The organism is Nocardiopsis codii (genome assembly GCF_036327455.1).
GTDB lineage: Bacteria > Actinomycetota > Actinomycetes > Streptosporangiales > Streptosporangiaceae > Nocardiopsis > Nocardiopsis codii.
In genome coordinates, this window is the sequence record NZ_JAUZMY010000014.1 from 108,819 (window position 1) to 128,229 (window position 19,411).

The window sequence follows — 19,411 nt, forward strand, 5'->3', positions numbered from 1 at the left end:
GGCGTGTCAGTCCTTCCCCCCACGGTTCAGTGACAGCTCGTGCGACTCCCGCGCCGCCAGGGTCAGCGGGTGGTCCTCACCCAGAATCTCTTCGCGAACGCGCGCGACGTGGGCAAAGGCGTCCGCAGCCTCCTCCCACCGCTCCTGGGCGTGGAGGGCTTGGGCCAGGCTGAAAGCGGTGGCGAGCGTCCCAGGGTGCCGTTCGCCCTGAGTACCCGACCGCACCCGCATGATCTCCCGCAACCGTTTCTCGGCCGCGACCGCGTCCCCCCTGAGCAATCGGACGTGGGCCAGGTTCTCCGCGACCTGGAGGGCGATCGGAGTGTCCCTCCCTCCTTCGTGAGCATCCAGGACGGCACGGAATCCCGTCTCGGCGCCGCCCAGGTCACCGCGCAACCCGGTCATCAGCGCGACCTGGTGGCGGGTGCTCAGTGTGTCCGGGTGCCCGGGGCCCAGCACCCTCTCGCGATCCCCGGCGGTCGCGGTGTAGACCTCCTCGGCCTCCTCGATCTTCTCCCCGGCCCTGAGGGCGTCACCGAGTCCGTGTCGCGCCCGCATGGTCTCGGGATGCGCGGCCCCCAGATCGCCCGTGCTCTGCTCCACGAGCCGCCGCAGTCCTCGCTCCGCGGTCTCCGTGTCCCCGAGCAGCATCATGGCGCGGTGGGCCAGGGCGCTCGTGCGGGTGAACGCCGCGTCGTCCCGGAGACGCGCCATGATGTGGTGGAGCGCCGTGTAGGCGCCCATCTCCAGGACGAGGTCGTGGTCCTCGTTCCACCGCAACAGCCGCTCGGCGTGTTCCAGCAGGGGGAGGTCGGCGTGGGTGAGTCCGGCACGAACGGTCTCGGACACCAGGGGGTGCAGGCGCAGGAACGTCTCGCCCGCCCGCTGCCCCACGGTCACCAGGCCGTGGACGACGAGGGCGTTGACCGCACGGGCGAACGAGACCTCGTCGGGGGAGCCGAGGACCCCGCCGCTCAGTTCGGACAGGGGCAGTCTGCGCAGGGGGACGGGCGCGGCATCGGGGCCCAGGACGGCCAGGAGCCGCAGTAGCGGAGTGGCCTGCGGTTCCCTCTCCGCGACCAGCCGCCGGGACAGCTCCCACACCCCCGTCAGCAGCCCGCGGTCGGCGTCGCTCCCGGTGACGAACGGCGCGGCCAGCTCGTCCAGCGCGCCGACGCCCCCGGTCAGGTGCGCGAGCAGCGCGTGCGCGTCGGGGAACAGCACCCGGTGCGTGGCCAGGATGCGACCGGCCAGGGACAGCGCCAGCGGCACGCCGCCCAGCCGCTCCACCAGTTCGTCCGCCCCCGGTGGTGACGGTAGCCCCGCGTGGTCGGCCAGCGCGGAGGCCGCCGCTTCCGCCTCCAACCCGTCGACGCGGTGCACCCGTGCCGGAGCCCACAGAAGGGGATCGTCGACCCGGCTCGTCACCAGCACGAACCCTCCCGGGCTCGCACGCATCCACCCCAGCTGGTCACCGGGTCGGTTCTCCGGGTCCAACTCCTCCGGGCGATCGGCACTGTCGACCACCAGAAGCCATGGTCGGGGCGCCGCGTCGAGGTGCCGCCACACCCAGCGGGCGGCCCGGCGGGGCGCCGACCGCATAAGATCCGCCTCCTGCCGGGACCCGCCGAGTTCGACCGCTACCTCCAACATGCTCGGGACGACACTGTCCGGCCGTACCCAGAACACCGTCCACCCGTCGTTCCGTGCGTGCCCGGCCAGCTCCGCCGCCACCGTGGTCTTGCCGAACCCGCCGGGGCCGGTGAGGACGTGGGGTACGGCCGCCCCTGCCCTCATCTCCCGACCCAGGACCCCCAGCAGCTCCTCGCGTCCGTGCACTGCGGTCGCCGGCCTCGGCGCGTCCAGGGACACGTCCGCCGGCGGTGGAGGCGGTGCCTGCGGCACATTGACGGTGACACCGCCGTGGATGTCCCGGGCCTGGACCAGCTGGCCGTACACGGCCCCCTGGAAGGCGTTGTGGGACCTGTCGTCGTTCGAGCCGTCACCGGCGCCGGGGGAAGGGGGCATACGGCCATGGTGCCCGCCCGGAGGCCGTCCCGGGAAGGGGGCGGCGGCCCGGACGGGCACGGGACGCTCGGACGGGCGGGGCCTACAGCCGGCCCTGCGCCTTGAGGTTGATGTACGCGTCCGCGAGCGCGGGCGCGATGTGCTCGGGGCTGGCGTCGACCACCTCCACGCCCATCCGGCGGAGCTCGGCGGTCACCCGCCGCCGCTCGCTCAGGGTCCGCTCGGCCGCCGCGGCCCGGTACAGGGCTTCCGCGCCGCCGCGCTCCCCGGCCATCTCGTCGACCGCCGGGTCCCGCACGGCCGCGATGAGCAGCAGGTGGCGCGACGTCAGCAGGGGCAGCTTCGGCAGCAGCCCCTCCTCCAGCGCCGCCGCGTTCAGGTCGGTCAGCAGCACCACCAGCCGCCGGGCCCGCCCCTGGGTGCCCAGGACGGTCCCCACCAGCCCGGCAGGGTCGGACTCCACCAGCTCCGCCTCCAGCGGGGCCATGGCCTCCACGATCCGGTTCACCTGGCTGCCTCGGCCGGACGAGCGCACCTGTGCGCGCGTACGACGGTCGTAGGCCATGAAGTCCACCCGGTCGCCCGCCCGGCCGGCCAGCGCGGCCAGCAGCAGCGCGGCGTCCATCGCGTGGTCCAGCCGGGGCGTGTCCCCCACCCGGCCGGCCGAGGTGCGCCCCGTGTCCAGCACGATGAGGATGCGACGGTCCCGTTCCGGGCGCCACGTCCGCACCACCACGCCGTCGTTGCGGGCGGTGGCCCGCCAGTCGATCGACCGCACGTCGTCGCCGGGCACGTAGTCGCGCAGCGAGTCGAACTCGCTGCCCTGCCCTCGCACCATCGCCGTGTGCTGGCCCTCCAGCTCGCGCAGCCGCGAGAGCTTGCCCGGGAGGTGGCGGCGGCTGTGGAACGGGGGCAGCGTCCGCACGGTCCACGGGGCGGGCAGCGTCCGCTGCCTGCCGGCCAGCCCCAGCGGGCCGATGCTGCGCACGGTCACCCCCGCGGCGCGGGCGTCGCCGCGGCGGGTCGGGGTCAGGGTCGTCGTCACCCGGCGCCTCTCGCCCGCGTCCACGCGCACCGGCTGCCGGCGCGGCGCCGCGTGCGCGCTCGGAGGCCACGCGTCGCGCACCGAGCCGCGGAGCCTGCGCCGCGTCGGGTTGGCGACCGTCACCCGCACCGCGGCGGACTCGCCGAGGCGCAGCGAGGAGTCGCCCTCCCGGGACAGCCGCAGCGCCGCCGGGCTCGCCGCCAGGCACACGTCGGCGACGACCAGCGCCGCGAGCAGCACGAGGGCCGCGGCGGTGGCCCAGGCGCCGACCAGGCCGGACAACGCCACCGCGACCGTCGCGAGGAACGCCAGCAGGACCGCCCTGCCGGTGACCACCATCAGCGCGGCACCGGGACGGAGGCGAGCACGCCGTCCAGGATTCCGTCGGTGGTCGCCCCCTCCAGCTCGGCCTCCGGGCGCAGCGCGATCCGGTGCCTCAGGGTGCCCTTGGCGAGGGCCTTCACGTCGTCCGGGATGACGTAGTCGCGGCCCGACAGCCACGCCCACGCGCGGCTGGTGCGCAGGAGTGCCGTGGCGCCGCGAGGGGACGCGCCCAGCTGCAGCGACGGGGAGTGCCGGGTGGCCCTGCACAGGTCGACGATGTAGCCGAGCACCTCGGGTGCGATCCGCACCTGTTGCACCGCCGCGCGCGCCGCACGCAGCTCGGCCGCCCCCGCCACCGGGGTCACCCCGGCGGCGGCCAGGTCGCCGGGGTCGAAACCGGCCGCGTGGCGGCCCAGCATCTCCACCTCGGCGGCCCGCTGGGGCAGCGGGACGGTCACCTTGAGCAGGAACCGGTCCAGCTGTGCCTCGGGCAGGGGGTAGGTGCCCTCGTACTCGACCGGGTTCTGGGTGGCGGCCACCATGAACGGGTCCGGCAGCGCGACCGGGTCGCCCTCCACCGTCACCTGCCGCTCCTCCATGGCCTCCAGCAGCGACGCCTGGGTCTTGGGAGGCGTCCGGTTGATCTCGTCGGCCAGCAGCAGGTTGGTGAAGACCGGCCCCTTGAGGAACTCGAACTTCGCCGTGTGCTGGTCGTAGACCAGCGAACCCGTCACGTCGCCCGGCATCAGGTCGGGCGTGAACTGCACCCGCTTGTGGTCCAGGGACAGGGCCGCGGAGAGGGTGCGCACCAGCAGTGTCTTGGCGACACCGGGCACGCCCTCCATCAGCACGTGGCCGCGGCACAACAGCGCCACGACCAGGCCGGTCACCGTCTCGTCCTGGCCCACGACCGCCTTGGCCACCTCGCGGCGCAGGGCGACCAGCGCCGCACGTGCCTCGTCGGCGGATGGCGATGCCTCGGGTGTGAAGGCGCTCACGTGCCGTCTACCTCTCTTACCTCGTCGATCACTGTCTTGGGGCGGGGCCGGGCGCCGCGGGGGTCACCGGAGCCTCCGGGTGCGCTCGTCGAGTTCGTCGGCGAGCCGGACGAGCGAGTCGTCGTCCGCCGCGTACGGGTCGTGCCCGTCCGGGTAGAGCAGGACACGCAGGTGTCCGGGGTCGTCGCCGGTCCTGGCCGCGACGGTCTCCACGACCGCCTCCGGAGCCGTCTCGGCGCTCAGGCCGAGTTTGGGCACCGTCCGCTCCAGGAAACCCGATCGCAGGGCGTACGCGGCCCGGTCCCTGGCCTTGCGCGCCTGGTACAGGCCGGCGCGTCCCTCGGTGGTCTCCGAGGCGCGCACCACGACGGGGAGCGACTCGGGGACCAGGGCGCCCATCCTGCGGCCCCGCCACAGGGCGAGCAGCAGCAGGGTGGCGACCAGGGGTACCAGGGACCAGCGCAGTCCCGGGGGGACCAGCTCCCACAGGGTGGCGCCGCCCTCCTGCTGGGGCGGGTCCGGGCGCAGCCACACCACGTGCTCGGCGGACATGAGGTTCATCGCCAGCGCGGCGTTGCCCCCGGTGTCGAGCGCGGTGTTGGTCAGCGGACGCCCCGTGCCGAGCACCGTGGTGGTCGTCCCGCCCCCGTCCACCCGGAGGAGGGCGTCGCCGCTCCCGCCGGGGTAGCAGCCGGTGGTGTCCGCCTCGGCCGGAGCGGTGTAGAGCTCACCGCCGACGGTGGCGTTCCCCGCAGCCTCGGCGGCGGGCAGGTCGCACTCGGGGGAGAACGCGCTCTCCAGGAAGTTGTCGGGCACCTCCCGGCCGGTGACCTCGACCCCGGGGGCGAACGCCGCGAGGGAGGCCACGGAGGGCTGCACCAGGACGGTGTCCGTGTCGAGGGCGGCCAGCTCCTCCAGTTCGGCGGGCAGCAGCCGGTGGTCGAGGAACACGACGAGGACGGTGTCGCCTCCGGACCGCCCGACGGCCTCGCCCGCGGCGGCCGAGGAGCGGACGACGTCGACGTCCCGGTCCTCGCCCAGGACGTTGACCAGGGCGCGCGTGCCGTCCGGGGAGACCGATCCGGGTTCCAGGTAGCCGGTGGGGAACCGCTCCGTGCCCAGGGAGAGCAGCACCGACACGACCACGAGCGCGGTGATCACGGCGACGGGCGTGCGAGCGGAGCGCCACGCCCTGAGCGCCCGCGAAACGTCCGGAGCCGCGTCGCGGGGAGGAGCGGGGGCGGGCGCCGTCGGCGGCGCTGCGGGGGCGGTGTCCGTCATCCTCGCGCCTCCTCGGCGGGGCGGGCGGCCCTGAGCCGCGTGTCCAGTTCGCGCATGGTCCGCGCCGAGTCGGCGGTCGCGGAGCGGTCGCCGTACGCCACGTCGTTGAAGATCCGTGCGCCCTCGCGCAGGCCGTCGGCCTCGCCGGGCAGCAGCACGGACGCCTCGGCGGCCAGTTCGGTGGCCGTGCGCCCGGCGCGCGGGGCGACGATCGCCCGCTCCTCCAGGTCGACGCTGACGGCGCGCAGCCGTTCGGCGACGGCGGCGGCGTACTCGCCCGCGGCCTCGTGGCGGTCGGAGGCGGCCCGGTGGTCGGCCGCGGACAGGACGGCGCCCTCGTGCACCGGCGGGCCCGAGGCACGGCTCCGTGAGGGCCGCAGCCAGATGATCAGCCAGACCACCAGGGCGGCGACGACCAGGAGGAGCGGCCCGAGGACCACCCAGCCACCGACGAACCCGGACCCCGCGTCGGCCAACCCGTCGATGAGGCCGGCGAGCCAGTCGAGGAACCGGTCGACGAGGCTCGGCTCCTGTTCCCCGTACAGGGGGTCGCTCAGCTCCTCGACGGCGCGCCTGCGGCCCTCCTCCCGGGTGACCTCGCCGGGGGCCGAGAGGTGGAGGCTCACGTCCGCGGCTCCGGCAGGTAGATCTCCGGCCCGGCCTCGTAGCCCGCCTGCGAGGCGTGGTGCAGCTTCAGGTCGAGGCCCTCACGGCGCATGCGCAGGTCGACGTAGAGCAGGGTGTTGACGCCCGCCGAGAAGGGCTGGGTGATCGCGTAGACCACCACCGTGCCCACGTAGGTGAGGGCGGCGGCGGCGACGGCGGTCCAGGTCGCGGCCGGGTCGACGAAGGAGAACGCGCCGGCGGCGATGCCGAACGGCATGTTGAGGATCGAGCTGACGAAGAAGACGATGACCAGGGTCAGCAGCCAGTAGCCGCAGGTGCGCCACCACTGCCCCTGGGACAGGCGCCACGAGCGGGCCATGGCCTGGCCCGGGCCGAGGCGTTCGAGCACGATCATCGGCATCGCGTAGTAGAGCCGGACCCAGATCCACGTGCTCGGGGCCACCAGGGCCGCGGAGCCCAGCAGGAACACCAGGAGGCCGACGACGATGCCGCCGGCCGGTCCCCCCTCGATGCCCACGACGATGCCGAGGACCATCGACAGCGTCGCCACCACGACGAAGGCGACCCACATGACGAACTGGATGGCCAGCTTGATCAGGGCGAGGCCGATGATGGCGCCGATCCGCCCGCGGGCTGCCTCCCACGCCTGGCGCGGCGTGAGGCGGTGGCCGAGGACGGCCATGCCGATCGCGGCCGCGAGCAGGCCCAGGAGGACGAACCCGCCGAGGTAGATGACGAGTTCGCCCGCGAACATCAGGATGAAGGTGACGGGGGAGCCGGGGAACAGCGGCGCGTCGGGGTCGATGGCGGTCGGGTCGGCGAAGACCTCGTCCATCCAGGTGCCGTAGTCGTCCAGGTACCAGGCCGACGCCAGGGAGGTCAGGACGGCGGCGACCGCCATGACGACCAGCGAGAGGCCGACGGTGGTCTTGGGGTTGCTCCGGATGAGCCCGAAGGCGCCGTTGAAGACGTCGCCGAGGCTCAGGGGGCGGAGCGGGACGACACCGGGCTTGGGCGCGCGCGGGCCGCCGTGGGGGAGGGGCGCGCCGTATCCGGCCTGCGGCCCGGGCTGCTGCCCGTACGCCTGCGGCCCGTACCCGTGCTGCTCGTACCCCTGCTGTGCGTAACCCTGTGGTGCGTAACCCTGGGGCCCGTACCCGGGCGGCTGCCCGTAGCCGGGGGCGCCGTAGCCCTGCGGGGCGGGGCCCGACGGATGGCCGGTCGGAGGGGCGGCGTACCACTCGCCCTGCTGCCCGTACCCCTGCTGCCCGTACCCCTGCGGTCCGGGAGCGTGCCGGCCGTACGGGTCCTGTCCGCCCGGGGCGGGCTGCCCCGAACCCGGTGCGGCGAACCCGGGCACGCCGTGGTCCGGCGTCGCGCGGCCGGGCTGCTGCGGGTGCGAACCGCCCGGGCCGTCCGCGGGCGCGTCCGGCGCGGACGGTGTGTCCCCGGGAGCGGCCCATCCACCGGGCCCGGACGGTGCACCCCCGGAGGAACCGCCATCGCCAGGGGCGCCGGGAGTGCTCCCCGACGTGTCCCGGTGGTCGTCCTCCTGGGTCATGTGCTCCGCCCTCCATGGGGTTCGGTTACGCTGCGCGAGCGGATCCGCGCGATTTCTACCGTGTTGGAATCCAACCTACCGGCCGGTTCCACGCGTGCCCTGCGGCCCTGCCACGCGTCCAGCAACAACCGACGCACTTCATTCCTTTTGTATGCTTTCTGTTACCAACCGGCCAAGTCGCGAAGGTTTTCGGACCGGCGCAGCCAGGGCCGACACCGCCGGTGGTCGATATCGGTCCGCACGGAGCGAAATGCGTCGACCACTCTCCCAACCACACCGGAAGGTGGCAAGGTTGGGGGGACAAAGCAGTTCCTTGCGTCGGGGAGCAAGGGCGCACCGACCGTTTACGCCGCTTGAGTGTTCCAGAGAGAGGAGTAGGCGCCGCGAATCCGCCGAGAGGCGGTACTGACGCCCGGCGCCGGACACACCGATGAAGGGACGTGTACTGGTTGTCGACGACGACCTCGCCCTCGCCGAGATGCTGGGCATCGTGCTGCGGGGTGAGGGGTTCGAGCCCTCGTTCGTGCATGACGGGGACAAGGCCCTGGAAGCCTTTCGCGAAACCAAGCCTGACCTGGTCCTCCTCGACCTGATGCTGCCCGGGGCCGACGGGATCGACGTGTGCCGTCAGATCCGCGCCGAGTCGGGCGTGCCCATCGTCATGCTCACCGCCAAGAGCGACACCATCGACGTCGTCCTCGGCCTGGAGTCGGGCGCGGACGACTACATCGTCAAGCCGTTCAAGCCCAAGGAGCTCGTGGCCCGGGTCCGCGTGCGGCTGCGCCGCACCGAGGAGCCCGCCCCCGAGGTCCTCCAGATCGGCGACATCACCATCGACGTCGCCGGGCACGCCGTGCGCCGCGACGGCGAGCAGATCAGCCTCACCCCTCTGGAGTTCGACCTCCTGGTCGCCCTGGCCCGCAAGCCGCGCCAGGTCTTCACCCGCGAGGTCCTGCTGGAGCAGGTCTGGGGCTACCGCCACGCGGCCGACACCCGCCTGGTCAACGTCCATGTGCAGCGCCTGCGCGCCAAGATCGAGAAGGACCCCGAGCACCCCGAGGTCGTCGTGACCGTCCGCGGTGTCGGCTACAAGGCCGGAACCGCCTGATACCGCAGGGCCGCACATGACCGCAGGTACACCCGAGGAGGAGCGGGGGACCGACTCCGAGGGGCGCCGGTCCGGCCCGCCCTCCGGGCTGCCCGAGTCCGGAGGGCGCTGGCGCGACAGTGAGACGGGCCTGACCCGCACCTACCTGTTCGCCCAGCGCGCCGCCCGCACGCTGGTGCGCGGCGTCCACACCAACTGGCGCCGCTCGCTCCACCTGCGGGTCATCTCCACCACGCTGGTGCTGTCCCTGCTGGTCATGGTGGGCCTCGGGTACGCGATGATCTCCCAGGTGCGCGGCGGCCTGCTGGACGCGAAGATCTCCACCGCGGTCACGGACCACCGGGCCGGGCTCAACTACGCCCTGGCCGAACTCCAGGAGAACGACGGCGGCGACCGCGACCGGCTCCTGTACAACCTCGCCAGCGAGCTCACCAGCCGCAGCGGCGACACCGGCCTCTACAGCGTGGTCATCCTGCCGTCGGTGAGCGACGAGCTGGGGTGGGCGACCGGTGAGGGCAGCGTCCCGCCGCGCCTGATCGAGCAGGTCCGCCAGTCCGAGGCGAACGACCAGCAGTACCACACGTACACGCGGGTCACCACCGAGCAGGGCGAGGAGGAGCCGGCGCTGGTGGTCGGCGCCCAGCTCACGCACGCCTACGAGCTGTACTACCTGTTCCCCCTCCAGCACGAGCAGGAGATCCTCGACCTCGTCCAGAACACGGTCGCGCTGGTCGCGGTGCTGCTGGTCATCCTCATCGGGCTGATCGCCTTCGTGATCTCCCGGCAGGTCGTCAGCCCCGTCCGCTCGGCCGCCCAGTCCGCCGAACGGCTGGCCGCGGGAGACCTCACCGAGCGCATGACCGTGCAGGGCGAGGACGACCTGGCCAGGCTGGCCGTGTCCTTCAACGACATGGCGGGCAACCTGGAGGAGAAGATCAAGGAGCTGGAGGAGCTCTCCAAGCTCCAGCGCCAGTTCGTCTCCGACGTCTCCCACGAGCTGCGCACACCGCTGACCACCATCAAGATGGCGGGGGACCTGCTCTTCGACGACCGGGACGAGCTCGACCCCACCATGCGCCGCTCCGTGGAGCTGCTGCAGAGCCAGGTCGAGCGCTTCGAGGAACTCCTCGCCGACCTGTTGGAGATCAGCCGCCACGACGCGGGAGCGGCCACCCTCGGCATCGACTCGGTGGACATCCGCGACGCCGTGATGAAGGCCGTGGGCGACGCCGAGCAGATCGCCGAACGCCGGGGCATCAAGGTGGTCCTGCGCCTTCCCGCCGAACCCTGCCTCGCCGAGTTCGACGCCCGCCGCATCAACCGCATCCTCCGCAACCTCGTGGTCAACGCGATCGAGCACAGCGAGGGGCGCGACGTGGTGGTCGCCGCCGCGGGGGACCGCGACGCGGTCGCCGTGGCCGTGCGCGACTACGGGGTGGGGCTCAAGGAGGGCGAGGAGCACCTGTGCTTCGACCGCTTCTGGAGGGCCGACCCCGCCCGCGTGCGCACCACCGGGGGCACGGGCCTCGGCCTGTCCATCGCCAAGGAGGACGCCGTCCTGCACGGCGGCTGGCTGCAGGCGTGGGGCCTGCCGGGCCAGGGGTCCCAGTTCCGCCTGTCCCTGCCCCGCAGGGCCGGAAGCGAGCTGCGCGGCTCACCCCTGCCCCTGGTACCGCCGGAGATCGCCCTCGGCCGCACCTTCGCCGCCTTCGGCGACAAGGACGGCGGGGCCAAGCCCGCGGCCAACGGCCACGCCCGCCCCGACCGGGGGCAGGGTCGGGTCGACCGCGACGCCGCCCCCCACCCGGCGGCCGACGACGACACACCCGGACGTTCCGAACGCGACCCGCGCGAGGGTGGGGAGGACGGGTCATGACCGCACCGGGCCGGATCACCCGCGCCGTGCGCGCCTCGCTGGCGGGCGCGATGGTGTGCGTCGCCATGGCGGCCTGCGCGACCGTTCCGACGACGGGCCCCGTGGTCCCCGGCGACGGGGGCGACACCGCGGGCGACCCCTACGGCGGCTACGTGCGGCTGCTGCCCGCCGGGCCCCAACCCGGGATCGACCCTGAGGGTCTGGTCAGCGGCTTCCTCAAGGACATGGGCAGCTTCGAGGAGGACCACAAGGCGGCGCGCAGCTACATGCTCCCGGACACCGGCGAGGCGTGGTCGCCCGACGGCACGGTCAAGGTCTTCGCCGACCTCGACACCGTGGACCTCGACGCGGAGATCAGCTCCGACGGTCTCACCGCGACCGTCCGGATGCGCAGCTCGCTCGTGGCCACGATCGACGAGAGCGGCAAGTACGTCTCCAGCGACAGCGGGAGGCTCCTCGACGAGCCCTTCGTGCTCGCCCGCGAGGACGGCGACCCCGACGGGGACTGGCGCATCCAGAGCCTGCCCGAGGAGCTGATCCTCAGCCAGCTCGACGTCGAGCGCACGCACCGCCCCTTCAACCTGTACTTCTTCAACCCCGCGCGGAGCGCGCTCGTCCCGGACCCGGTCTACCTCCCGGTGAGCAACGAACAACTGCCGGAGCGCCTGCTCCGCAAGCTCATCAGCGGCCCCAGCGAGTGGCTGGACCCCGCGGTGGAGTCCGCCTTCCCGCAGGGGACCACGCCCTCCCTGGAGGTCGACGCCGAACGCGCGGTCATCGACGTGAGCGTCGCCGGGGACGTCGACGAGTTCGCCATGGGCGCGCAGATCGCCTGGACCCTCCGCCAGCTGCCGGAGATCCAGGAGTTCACCCTGGAGGTGAACGGCTCGGAGGTCGACTTCCCGGGCTCCGACGGCGAGAGCGCGGACCGGCCGCGCCCGGGCAGCGACCACTGGTCCCGGGTCAACCCCGGGGCGATCTCGGGCGGTGTCCGCGGCTACTACATGCACGAGGGGCAGCTCTGGTCCGCCGAGGACTGGGACGAGGGCAACTTCGAGGACGTCGAGCGGGTGCCCGGCCCCCTGGGGGCGGGCGACAGCCTCCTGGAGCGGTTCGCGGTGTCGGTCGACGAGAGCACCGTCGCGGGGATCACCCAGGGCGCGGGCGAGGTCGTGACGAGCTTCACGAGCCCGGGCGCGGGTATCGAGGAGGTCCTCTCCGACGGGGTCTTCACCGAGCTCTCCTGGGACGTCGACGGCAACCTGTGGGTGGTCGAGGAGACCGAGGAGTCCGAGGAGGGCGACGCCGCCGACGAGGCGGAGCGGGAGACGGCCGAGGAGGAAGCCGACACCGAGGACCCGGTGGAGGAGGGACCTCCCCCCGCGCCCGGAGCGACCGCCCTGTGGCTCCTGCGCGGCGGCGAGGAGGTGGTGCGGGTGGACGTGTCCGGCCTGCGCGACACCTCCGTGGTGCACTTCCAGATCTCCCGCGACGGCACCCGCGCCGCGCTGGTGACCGAGGCGGGAGGCGAGCGCTCGCTCCAGGTGGGGCGGGTCGTGGAGGACGCCGACGGGCAGGTCGAGCTGGGGTCGTTCGTCACCCTCGCCAGGGAGCTGCAGGACATCACCGACGTCGCGTGGCGCAGCTCCGACCAGCTGGTCGTGCTGGGAGGCCGGGACGGCGGCACCGCCCAGGCGTTCCTGGTGTCGCTGGACGGAGGCACCCCGGCCGCGAGCGCGGGGACCCCGGTCGCGAGCATGATGACCATCTCCGGAGCCCCCGGGCAGCCACTGGTCGCTGGATCCGACGACGGCAACATCTGGATCTCCAACGACCCCCTGAACTGGCAGAACGTGGTGGAGGGCGGGGCGCCCACCTTCCCGGGGTGATCCGGCGGCCCGGCCTGCGCGCCGCGCCGGTCCGCACGGCGGCCCGGCGGACCGGCCGCGCCGCCCGCGGCGGCGACGCCGACGCGACCCGCGGCGCGGCCCCCGACCGGGCGTCCGAGGCGCCTCGCAGCTCCGAGGGGCCGTCCGGAGGTCCCGCGGGCACACGGGTCCGGGCGATGGCCCGCCGAAGGCGCCCGTCTGGCGGCTCGCCGGGTCCGCGCGCGGGTGCTCCCGGTCCGCGCGCCGCCTCCCGGTCCGCCTGTCCACAGGCCCGGGAAGGGGCTGGCGCGCGGGCGCGACCGGGACCGATCCTGGAGGCATGAACCACTCCGTACCCCTGGTCGGCGCGCTGCGCGACGCCGTCTCGGCCCTGCTCGACCTGGTGCTCCCCCAGCTCTGCGCCGGGTGTGACGGCCCCTCGGGCCCCCTGTGCGCGGACTGCCTCACCGTGTGGGGCCGGCGCCCCCACCGCTGCTCGCCGAGGCCGGGGTGCCCGCCCTCCTGGGCGGTGGGGCCCTACGCCGGGATCCACCGCCGGGTGCTGCTCGCCTACAAGGAGGGCCGGGCCGACTCCCTGGCCGCGGTCCTGGGCGGGCGCTTGGCCGCCGCCTACGCCGCCTCCGGGCTGGTCGGTCCGGACACGCTGCTCGTCCCCGTGCCGGGGCGCGGGCCGCCGCGCGATCCGCACGCCCCCGTCACCCGGCTGGCGCGCGCCTGCCTGGCCCACGCGGGCGGTCCGGCGGCGGGGAGCGTGCTGCCGCTCCTGCGCCACCGGGGGAGGCCGAGGCGCCAGGCCGGTCTGGGACGCGCGGACAGGCTCGCCAACCGGGCTGCGGGCACCCTGGTCGCGGAACGCCCGCCCCGCGGGCGGGGAGGGGGCGCGGCGGTCGTCGTGGACGACGTCCTCACGACGGGCGCGACGGCGGCCGAGGCGACCCGTGCCCTGAGGGCGGCGGGGGTCCGGGTGACCGGTGCGGTGGTCCTCGCCGAGCGCCTCACCGGGGTGGGGGAGGGGTTTCGAGCCGAGCGGGCAAGAAGGTTTTACGAACCCTCGTGAACAGGCGAAAAGTCCACGTATGCAAGGCTTTGAGGTGGTTGCCAGTGGGTTGGGCGAGTGCCCGCTACCTGACATCCTCGCCAGGACAGGTTACGGTCACCGTATGGCACCCGTCCGGGTCCGTGGTTGCGCCGGAGATACGGAGCCCCTGGGAACACCGGGGCGCTCTTCCGGCAAGCCGATGCCAGGCGCAGGCGAAACGGCCCACGTAAGGCGACTTTTCGTCGACCGATCACGGTGCGCCTTAGAGGTAAGCCCTGCCCCGCGGAGGGTCCAGATGTCCCTCATGACAGGGAGAAGAGCAGTAGTCGCGTCTAAGAGCGGCGACACTCTCAGCAGGCGGATGTGGGGACGAAGACCAGGTCGGCCGGACGGGTGGCATGCCATACCCCGGGGGTTCGCCTTCAACGGCGAACTCTCGGGGGCACCACCTCCCCCGTGTGCGGGCACCCCGCTCCGCCCCGCGGACGCCCCTGGCGCCCCGGGTTCCTCCTCGCCCGGTCGTGCCTCCTCCCGCGGAACGCGGCACCTGCCCGGCCCTCCCGGGCGCCGCCCGCGCGCGCTCCGTGCCGCCCCGCCCCGCGGGGAGCGGTCCCGTGGTGGGGCCGCCCACCGGTACCTCTCGGACACCGCCGTTCGGTGTTCCATCCCTCATCAAGACCGACTTGTCGTATACACGGCAAAAGTCCTTTTCTCCCGTTCGGGTGGCCCGACCAATCACGTCCCTGTGGCGTGTGATGACCGTGCCCCTGATGGGTATACGCACTTCCAAGCGAGACGCGATCCGCACAGGAGCGGATCGCCAGCGGAAGGGGGCTAACGCGCAACACCCCTCCGCCCCCCGACGGCGGAAGGGACGCAGAGCCAGCCTGGCCGTCGCCTTCACGGCGGTCACGCGATGAAGGGGGTCCTATGGACATCATCGTCAAGGGTCGACGCACCGGTGTGAGTGACAAGTTCCGACAGCACGTCGAGAACAAGCTCGACAGGCTCTCCAAGTGGGAGCGCAAGGGAATGACCGTCGATGTGGAGGTGTCCCAGGAGCGCAACCCCAAGCTCGCCGACGTCTGCGAGCGGGTTGAGCTGACCATCCACTCCAACGGCCCGGTCATCCGGAGCGAGGCCGCGGCCTCCGACCGGTACGGAGCCCTCGACCTCGCGATCGACAAGATCGAGGCCCGTCTTCGCAAGTCCGCGGACCGCCGCAAGGTCCACCGCGGAAACCACACTCCCGTCTCCGTCGCGGCGGCGACCGCCGACCTCCCCGGAGACCTGCCCTCAGCCACGGCCACCGCGACGAAGGCGCCCCCCGCCCAGCGCCGCGGAGGAGACGAGATCGACGGCGTCGAGGTGGACGGCAGGTTCGCCGACGAGTTCGTCGAACTCGACACCCAGGGTGACGCTCCCATCGTCGTCCGGGAGAAGTTCCACCAGGCCAAGCCCATGAGCATCGACCAGGCCCTGATGGAGATGGAGCTCGTCGGCCACGACTTCTACCTCTTCCACGACGAGGTCAAGGACGCGCCGAGCGTCGTCTACCGCCGCAAGGGGTTCAACTACGGGGTCCTCCGCCTGGTCGACTAGGGTCCGGCCCGGGACGGGACCGTGCCCCGTCCGCGTCGGATCGGGCGCCCGACCGGCCGACACCACCGACGACGCCGCCGCGGCGGGTCCCTCCGGACCCGCCGCGGCCGTGTGCGTCCCGGGCGCCCGCTCAGGACGTCACGGGGCTGTTCTTCCGGAGGCGGTGCAGCGGGGTGTCGTGCGGTTCCTCCGCCTCCACGCGGGGCGAGTCCAGCACCACGTCGCTCAGGAGGTCGAAGCGGATCGCCACGACCGCCGCGACGGCCAGCAGCAGACCCCCGACCGCCAGGAGGATCACGGACATCCCCAGCGCGACGCCGAGGCCGCCCAGCGCGAACCCGGCGCACGCGAGCACCACCGCCACCCAGGAGACCGCACGCCCCCGGTGGCCGTTGGACGGCGCCAGGCTGCCGCCCTGGCGCTGGAACCCGCGTATGCGGCCGTGCCGGAGCTGTTCGTCGTCGGTGGGGCGGTGGTGCTCCCAGGCCAGGCCGGGGTCCGCGGCGTCACTCGGATCGGACGTCGGGTGGCGCCTCCCGGCGATCAGGTCGTCCAGCACCTCCACCGGGCTCCGCGGTGAGGTGGCGGAGCCGGGCGCCTGCGCCCCGGCCGCCCCTGTGGCGCGGTTTCGCTTGCTTCCCCTCATGGTCGCTCCCTGGATCACGTTCGCGTTCGGCGCACCGTGGTCCGGGGCCACGGCGCGGCCCTCTACGAATGGCGTACCCGGAGAGGGTCGGGGTCTCACGAATCGTGTGAAAAGGGTGAGAAAATGCCGACCGCCGATCAGGTCCGCCTTTGACGGCGGTCGCGTGGGACGGAACGCGGGCGCGGTGACGGAAAAACCGCAGAACACGATTGCGCCCCTCCCCGGCGCCCGGAAGCGGGCGCGGTCCCGACAGTTCCGCCCGGACCAGTGGTGACGTGCGGGAACATTCGGGGGCGTTTCGTCCGTTCCCCAGAGGGAAAGGCGTGCGAGCGGCCCCTCCCGGTGGGGGCGGGCGTATAGTTCGGGTCCTCTAGGATGTAGGCCCGAGGGCCCAGGAACCCCCGCCGCACTCCGCGGCCACGGGAAAGCGTTCAGGCGGGCCTGGATCTGATCTCCACGTGCGTGGAGCAAACCGCGATCTGCGAGGAGCGCATAGGAAGTGCCAGGGATACTCAACAAGCTCCTGCGCGCGGGTGAGGGAAAGATCCTGCGCCGGCTGAACAAGCTCAAGGACCAGGTCAACTCCCTCGAGGACGACTACGTCGAGCTCACCGACGAGGAACTTCGCGACCTCACCCAGGAGTACAAGGACCGCTACGAGGACGGCGAGTCTCTGGACGACCTGCTCCCCGAGGCGTTCGCGACCGTCCGCGAGGCTGCCAAGCGCACCCTGGGACAGCGTCCCTTCGACGTCCAGATCATGGGCGGCGCCGCGCTCCACCTCGGCAACATCGCCGAGATGAAGACCGGTGAGGGCAAGACCCTGACCGGTAGCCTCGCGGTCTACCTCAACGCCCTCGCGGGCAAGGGCGCCCACGTCATCACGACCAACGACTACCTGGCTCGGCGCGACGCCCAGAACCTCGGCCGCATCTTCCACTTCCTCGGTCTCGAAGTCGCCGTCATCAGCCCCCAGATGAGCGCCGCGGACCGGCGCGAGGCCTACAAGGCCGACATCACCTACGGAACGAACAACGAGTTCGGCTTCGACTACCTGCGCGACAACATGGCGCTCTCGCTCAAGGACACCGTCCAGCGCGAGCACTACTTCGCCCTGGTCGACGAGGTCGACTCCATCCTCATCGACGAGGCCCGCACCCCGCTGATCATCAGCGGCCCCTCGGAGCAGAACTCCCGCTGGTACGCGGAGTTCGCCAAGATCGCCCCGCGCCTCAAGCGCGAGACCGACTACGAGGTCGACGAGAAGAAGCGCACCGTCGGCATCACCGAGGCCGGCGTGGCCAAGGTCGAGGACTACCTCGGCATCGACAACCTCTACGAGGCGGTCAACACCCCGCTCATCAGCTTCCTCAACAACTCGCTCAAGGCGAAGGAGCTGTACAAGCGGGACAAGGAGTACATCGTCAAGGACGGTGAGGTCCTCATCGTCGACGAGTTCACCGGCCGCGTCCTCGCCGGACGCCGCTACAACGAGGGCATGCACCAGGCCATCGAGGCCAAGGAGCGCGTCAAGATCAAGGACGAGAACCAGACTCTCGCCAAGGTCACCCTCCAGAACTACTTCCGCCTCTACGAGAAGCTCGCCGGCATGACCGGTACCGCCCAGACCGAGGCGGCGGAGTTCACCCAGACCTACAACGTCGGCGTGGTGCCCATCCCCACCAACAAGCCGATGGTGCGCGAGGACGTCAAGGACGTCGTCTACAAGCACGAGGACGGCAAGTTCCAGGCGGTCGCCGAGGACATCGCCGAGCGCCACGAGGCCGGCCAGCCGGTCCTGGTCGGCACCACCAGCGTCGAGAAGTCCGAGCTGCTGTCGCGGATGCTCAAGCGCGAGGGCGTCCCGCACGAGGTCCTCAACGCGAAGAACCACGCCCGTGAGGCGTCGATCATCGCCCGCGCGGGCAAGCTCGGCGGCGTCACCGTCGCCACCAACATGGCCGGTCGCGGTACCGACATCATGCTGGGCGGCAACCCCGACTTCCTCGCCGACGAGGAGCTCCAGGCGCGCGGGCTGAGCCCGCTGGAGACCCCGGAGGAGTACGAGGCGGCGTGGCCCGAGGCCCTGGAGAAGGCCCAGGCCGACTACGAGGAGGAGCACGAGAAGGTCGTCGAGGCCGGCGGTCTGTACGTGCTCGGAACCGAGCGGCACGAGTCGCGGCGCATCGACAACCAGCTGCGAGGCCGCTCCGGCCGCCAGGGCGACCCGGGCATCTCCCGCTTCTACCTGTCCCTCCAGGACGACCTGCTGCGACTGTTCAACAGCAGCCGTCTGGAGGTGTTCATGAACCAGCTGAACATCCCCGACGACCAGCCCATCGAGTCCGGCATGGTCAGCAAGGCCATCGCCTCGGCGCAGGGCCAGGTCGAGACGCAGAACTTCGAGATCCGCAAGAACGTCCTCAAGTACGACGAGGTCCTCAACCGGCAGCGCAAGGTCATCTACGCCGAGCGCCGCAAGGTCCTGGAGGGCCAGGACCTGCGCGACCAGGTCATCGGCATGCTGGAGGAGGTCCTGCGGGGCTACGTGGTCGAGGAGACCGCCCAGGGCGACCCCGACGAGTGGGACCTGGACAAGCTCTGGAACGCGTTCAAGCAGGTCTACCCGATCAGCTTCACCGTCGACGAGTTCGTCGAGGAGAACGGTGAGCTCCACACGCTGACCGGTCAGATGATCGCCGACGGCGTGGTCGACGACGCCAAGGCCGCCTACGAGACCCGGGAGACCGAGCTCGGCGAGGAGGCCATGCGCGAGGTCGAGCGCAGGGTCCTGCTCCAGGTCATGGACCGCAAGTGGCGTGAGCACCTCTACGAGATGGACTATCTCCAGGAGGGCATCGGCCTCCGTGCGATGGCGCAGCGCAACCCGCTGATCGAGTTCCAGCGCGAGGGCTTCGACATGTTCCAGCAGATGCTGGAGGCCATCAAGGAAGAGGCCGTCGGCTACCTGTTCAACGTTGAGGTCCAGGTGCGCAAGAAGGAGGAGCCGGCCCTCAGCGCCACCGCAGCTGCCAAGACCGCGGCCAGCGTGGGCGGAGCCACCGGCGCGGCGGCCGTCGCGACCGCGGTGGAGGAGGACGAGGAGGCCGTCGACGCGGCAGCGCCCGCCGACGAGGCGGAGCCGGCCGAGGACGTGGTCGTCCCCGGCTTCGGCGAGGGCCAGCCGAACAGGCTCCAGTACTCCGCGCCCGGCGAGGACGGCACCGTCGAGCGGCACAGCGAGACGGTCGACGAGTTCTCCGGCACGGCGCGCAACGCTCCCTGCCCGTGCGGCTCCGGCAAGAAGTACAAGAAGTGCCACGGCGACCCGGCGGCCGCCAAGTAGGCTCCGGCCGCCGACACGCGTGCGGGCGCGCCCCCTCGGGG

General features: G+C 72.5%; 13 protein-coding genes. 6 read left to right on the forward strand and 7 right to left on the reverse strand.

The window, feature by feature from the left end:
- Positions 1-6 precede the first annotated feature (6 nt).
- The 6 genes from Q8791_RS15805 to Q8791_RS15830 form a co-directional block, all read right to left on the reverse strand.
- Positions 7-2,028 carry a tetratricopeptide repeat protein gene (locus Q8791_RS15805; protein WP_330092468.1) on the reverse strand — a complete coding sequence of 674 codons (2,022 nt, stop codon included), beginning with the start codon at positions 2,026-2,028 and terminating at the stop codon, positions 7-9.
- 82 nt (positions 2,029-2,110) lie between these two features.
- Positions 2,111-3,412, reverse strand: a complete 1,302-nt coding sequence (locus Q8791_RS15810) for a DUF58 domain-containing protein (protein ID WP_330092469.1) — start codon at positions 3,410-3,412, stop codon at positions 2,111-2,113.
- Positions 3,412-4,395, reverse strand: a complete 984-nt coding sequence (locus Q8791_RS15815) for an AAA family ATPase (protein WP_330092470.1) — start codon at positions 4,393-4,395, stop codon at positions 3,412-3,414. The genes Q8791_RS15810 and Q8791_RS15815 overlap by 1 nt, the downstream gene beginning before the upstream one ends.
- A 63-nt stretch (positions 4,396-4,458) precedes the next feature.
- Entirely contained in the window at positions 4,459-5,676 is a 1,218-nt protein-coding gene (locus tag Q8791_RS15820) for a DUF4350 domain-containing protein (protein WP_330092471.1), read from the reverse strand.
- Positions 5,673-6,302: a DUF4129 domain-containing protein gene (locus tag Q8791_RS15825; protein ID WP_330092472.1), complete on the reverse strand. Its 630-nt coding sequence runs from the start codon at positions 6,300-6,302 to the stop codon at positions 5,673-5,675. The genes Q8791_RS15820 and Q8791_RS15825 overlap by 4 nt, the downstream gene beginning before the upstream one ends.
- The gene (locus Q8791_RS15830; RefSeq protein ID WP_330092473.1) at positions 6,299-7,864 is read right to left on the reverse strand and encodes a glycerophosphoryl diester phosphodiesterase membrane domain-containing protein; all 1,566 of its coding nucleotides are present in this window, start codon (positions 7,862-7,864) and stop codon (positions 6,299-6,301) included. Before Q8791_RS15830 ends, Q8791_RS15825 begins: the two co-directional genes overlap by 4 nt.
- Positions 7,865-8,294: 430 nt before the next feature.
- Between Q8791_RS15830 and mtrA the strand changes: the two genes are divergently transcribed.
- From mtrA to hpf, 5 genes are all read left to right on the forward strand, one after another.
- Complete coding sequence (gene mtrA, locus Q8791_RS15835) at positions 8,295-8,972, forward strand: MtrAB system response regulator MtrA (protein WP_017570965.1); 678 nt, start codon at positions 8,295-8,297, stop codon at positions 8,970-8,972.
- A gap of 16 nt (positions 8,973-8,988) precedes the next feature.
- Positions 8,989-10,848, forward strand: a complete 1,860-nt coding sequence (mtrB, locus tag Q8791_RS15840; protein ID WP_330092474.1) for an MtrAB system histidine kinase MtrB — start codon at positions 8,989-8,991, stop codon at positions 10,846-10,848.
- A complete protein-coding gene (locus tag Q8791_RS15845; RefSeq protein ID WP_330092475.1) occupies positions 10,845-12,737 on the forward strand; it encodes an LpqB family beta-propeller domain-containing protein in 1,893 nt (630 codons plus the stop codon). Before mtrB ends, Q8791_RS15845 begins: the two co-directional genes overlap by 4 nt.
- A 319-nt stretch (positions 12,738-13,056) precedes the next feature.
- Complete coding sequence (locus Q8791_RS15850; protein ID WP_330092476.1) at positions 13,057-13,794, forward strand: ComF family protein; 738 nt, start codon at positions 13,057-13,059, stop codon at positions 13,792-13,794.
- 912 nt (positions 13,795-14,706) lie between these two features.
- Complete coding sequence (gene hpf / locus Q8791_RS15855) at positions 14,707-15,378, forward strand: ribosome hibernation-promoting factor, HPF/YfiA family (protein WP_330092477.1); 672 nt, start codon at positions 14,707-14,709, stop codon at positions 15,376-15,378.
- Positions 15,379-15,508: 130 nt separating this feature from the next.
- Here hpf and Q8791_RS15860 read toward each other — a convergent pair whose 3' ends face one another.
- Positions 15,509-16,024 (reverse strand): hypothetical protein, encoded by a 516-nt coding sequence (locus Q8791_RS15860; RefSeq protein ID WP_330092478.1) that lies wholly within the window; start codon positions 16,022-16,024, stop codon positions 15,509-15,511.
- Positions 16,025-16,523: 499 nt separating this feature from the next.
- Here Q8791_RS15860 and secA point away from each other — a divergent pair, with 499 nt between their 5' ends.
- The gene (gene secA / locus Q8791_RS15865; protein ID WP_330092479.1) at positions 16,524-19,370 is read left to right on the forward strand and encodes a preprotein translocase subunit SecA; all 2,847 of its coding nucleotides are present in this window, start codon (positions 16,524-16,526) and stop codon (positions 19,368-19,370) included.
- Positions 19,371-19,411: the final 41 nt, after the last annotated feature.

Coding starts and splice junctions, on each gene's coding strand:
- Q8791_RS15805 (WP_330092468.1), bottom strand. CDS start 2,028: ATGCCCCCTTCCCCCGGCGCCGGTGACGGCTCGAACGACGACAGGTCC.
- Q8791_RS15810 (WP_330092469.1), bottom strand. CDS start 3,412: ATGGTGGTCACCGGCAGGGCGGTCCTGCTGGCGTTCCTCGCGACGGTC.
- Q8791_RS15820 (WP_330092471.1), bottom strand. CDS start 5,676: ATGACGGACACCGCCCCCGCAGCGCCGCCGACGGCGCCCGCCCCCGCT.
- Q8791_RS15830 (WP_330092473.1), bottom strand. CDS start 7,864: ATGACCCAGGAGGACGACCACCGGGACACGTCGGGGAGCACTCCCGGC.
- mtrA (WP_017570965.1), top strand. CDS start 8,295: ATGAAGGGACGTGTACTGGTTGTCGACGACGACCTCGCCCTCGCCGAG.
- mtrB (WP_330092474.1), top strand. CDS start 8,989: ATGACCGCAGGTACACCCGAGGAGGAGCGGGGGACCGACTCCGAGGGG.
- Q8791_RS15845 (WP_330092475.1), top strand. CDS start 10,845: ATGACCGCACCGGGCCGGATCACCCGCGCCGTGCGCGCCTCGCTGGCG.
- Q8791_RS15850 (WP_330092476.1), top strand. CDS start 13,057: ATGAACCACTCCGTACCCCTGGTCGGCGCGCTGCGCGACGCCGTCTCG.
- hpf (WP_330092477.1), top strand. CDS start 14,707: ATGGACATCATCGTCAAGGGTCGACGCACCGGTGTGAGTGACAAGTTC.
- Q8791_RS15860 (WP_330092478.1), bottom strand. CDS start 16,024: ATGAGGGGAAGCAAGCGAAACCGCGCCACAGGGGCGGCCGGGGCGCAG.